The 2,642-nt window shown below is 58.3% G+C and carries 1 protein-coding gene and 1 pseudogene; one reads left to right on the forward strand and one right to left on the reverse strand.

The window, feature by feature from the left end; genetic code table 11:
• Positions 1 to 162: 162 nt before the first annotated feature.
• A pseudogene (locus E3W21_RS05345) lies at positions 163 to 409 on the reverse strand (sigma factor-like helix-turn-helix DNA-binding protein); the annotation flags it as partial.
• A 245-nt stretch (positions 410 to 654) separates the two neighbouring features.
• Between E3W21_RS05345 and E3W21_RS05355 the strand changes: the two are divergent.
• The gene (locus E3W21_RS05355; RefSeq protein WP_056745790.1) at positions 655 to 2,535 is read left to right on the forward strand and encodes a methyl-accepting chemotaxis protein; all 1,881 of its coding nucleotides are present in this window, start codon (positions 655 to 657) and stop codon (positions 2,533 to 2,535) included.
• Positions 2,536 to 2,642 lie beyond the last annotated feature (107 nt).

The following is a 2,642-nucleotide window of genomic DNA, read 5'->3' on the forward strand; positions in this document are numbered from 1 at the left end:
AATGGGTCATCAGCTGCAAATGCGCTTCCACTTCCAAGGCCAGTTCGTCTTCATGGTGTTCGCCCGCCAGACGTCGCATTGCTGACGTAGCCTGGCATTAGCCGAGTTGTTACGCAGACGCAGCAACTGCTGATGCGGTTCACCGCGCGTTATCCACAGACATCAGTAATACAGCGCGTCGGCGCACACAGCGCTCCACTAAACGCAGAGACAAACCCATTTGCTCGGCGATGTGTTTGTGGGTAAGCCCTTCGCACTGCGCCAGCAGAAACGCCTGACGCACTTTCGGCTTCAGGACTTCGAGCATGCGGGCAATGCTTTCCAGATAGGCGCGTTCGATTTTTTCACAGCGCCAATGGTCGATCACCAGACCAAAAGCGATCGTTCGCACAAAGGCGCGGGGGAATTTGCAACTGCCGTACGAACAACCGTCACAAAAAGACTGAGCAGGCGCTCTGGCACGCCGTTCGGCGGGTAACTTACAGGAATACCGATCATTTCGTACAAACGCCTAAGATTTCTCCGTTTTGTGCCGACAGACTGATGAGACATGCGTGCACCAAAGTAGAGCGGCCCCAGAGCCCTGCCTGCGCTGTACATGGAATGTTGCAACCCGGAACGCATCCCCACTTTTTGCATAAGAAGTCCCATGAAATGAATCTCAAATTCAGCCATAAAATCCTTCTGGCCGCCTCCGGCGTCGTGGTGCTGGCTTTTGCGTTGTTCACTTTGTACAACGACTATCTGCAGCGAAACACCATCCGTCAAAATCTTGAATCGAGCGTCCAGCAGGCCGGCGATCTGACCGCCAGCAGCGTGCAGAACTGGATGAGTGGCCGTGTGCTGGTGCTGGAAAACCTCGCGCAAAACGTCGCCCATCAAGGCGCCAATGCCGACCTCCCGGGGCTGGTCAGTCAACCGGCCCTGACCTCGAACTTCCAGTTCACCTACGTGGGCCAGGCCAACGGCGTGTTTACTCAGCGCCCGGACGCGAAGATGCCTGACGGTTACGATCCGCGTCAGCGTCCCTGGTACAAACAGGCCGTGGCTGCCGACAAGACCATGCTGACCCCGCCTTACATGGCTGCCGTCGGTGGCTTGGTGGTGACCATCGCCCTGCCGGTGAAAAAGAACGGCGAGTTGCTCGGCGTGGTCGGCGGCGACCTGAGCCTGGAAACGCTGGTGAAGATCATCAACTCGGTGGATTTCGGTGGCATCGGCCACGCATTCCTGGTCAGCGCCGACGGTCAGGTGATCGTCAGCCCGGACAAGGACCAGGTGATGAAAAACCTGAAGGACATCTACCCGAACGCCGGCGTGCGCATCGAGAAGGGCAATCAGGAAGTCACCCTGAACAAGCAGGACCGTATCCTTTCGTTCACGCCGGTCAGTGGTTTGCCGAATGCCGAGTGGTACATCGGTCTGTCGATCGACAAGGACAAGGCCTACGCACCACTCAGTCAGTTCCGTACTTCTGCGCTAATCGCGATGTTCATCGCCGTGACGGCCATTGCAGTGCTGCTGAGCCTGCTGATCAACGTGCTGATGCGTCCGCTGACCACCATGGGCCGTGCGATGCAGGACATTGCTCAAGGTGAGGGCGATCTGACTCGACGTCTGGCCGTGGAAAGCAAAGACGAATTCGGTGAGCTGGGCGGTTCGTTCAACCAGTTCGTGGAGCGAATTCACGCGTCAATTTCCGAAGTGTCGTCGGCCACCCGCCAGGTTCACGATCTGTCGCAACGGGTAATGGCCTCGTCCAACGCCTCGATCGTCGGCTCCGACGAGCAAAGCGCCCGCACCAACAGTGTGGCCGCGGCGATCAACCAGTTGGGCGCCGCCACCCAGGAAATCGCCCGCAACGCCGCCGATGCTTCCCAGCACGCCAGCGGCGCGAGCGAGCAGGCTGATGATGGTCGTCAGGTGGTGGAGAAAACCATTCTGGCGATGACCGAGTTGTCGCAGAAAATCAGCCTGTCCTGCACCCAGATCGAAACCCTGAACGCCAGCACCGACAACATCGGGCACATTCTGGATGTGATCAAAGGCATCTCCCAGCAAACCAACTTGCTCGCGCTCAACGCGGCCATCGAAGCGGCCCGCGCCGGTGAAGCCGGTCGTGGTTTCGCGGTGGTGGCGGACGAGGTGCGAAACCTCGCTCACCGCACTCAGGAATCGGCGGAGGAGATCCACAAGATGATCACCTCGCTGCAGATCGGTTCTCGCGAAGCGGTGACCACGATGAACGCCAGTCAGGTCTCCAGCGAACAGAGCGTCGAAGTGGCGAACCAGGCCGGTCTGCGACTGGTCAGCGTGACCCAGCGCATCGGCGAAATAGACGGCATGAACCAGTCGGTGGCCGCGGCAACCGAAGAGCAGACGGCGGTCGTGGAAACCCTCAACGTCGACGTTAACCAGATCAACCTGCTGAACCAGCAGAGCGTGGCCAACCTCAATGAAACGCTGAAGGATTGCGATGCGTTGTCCTTGCAGGCGAACCGATTGAAGCAGTTGGTCGACAGCTTCAAAATCTGATTCAGGTCAGTTGGACCGCGTTATCGTTCTTCGCGAGCAAGCTCGCTCCCACAGGGGTTCTCAGTCGTTCACAAATGTTGTGATCACTGAAGATCAATGTGGGAGCG

The sequence above is a fragment of the Pseudomonas sp. F01002 genome, from assembly GCF_004402115.1.
GTDB classification, from domain to species: Bacteria; Pseudomonadota; Gammaproteobacteria; order Pseudomonadales; family Pseudomonadaceae; genus Aquipseudomonas; species Aquipseudomonas frigoris.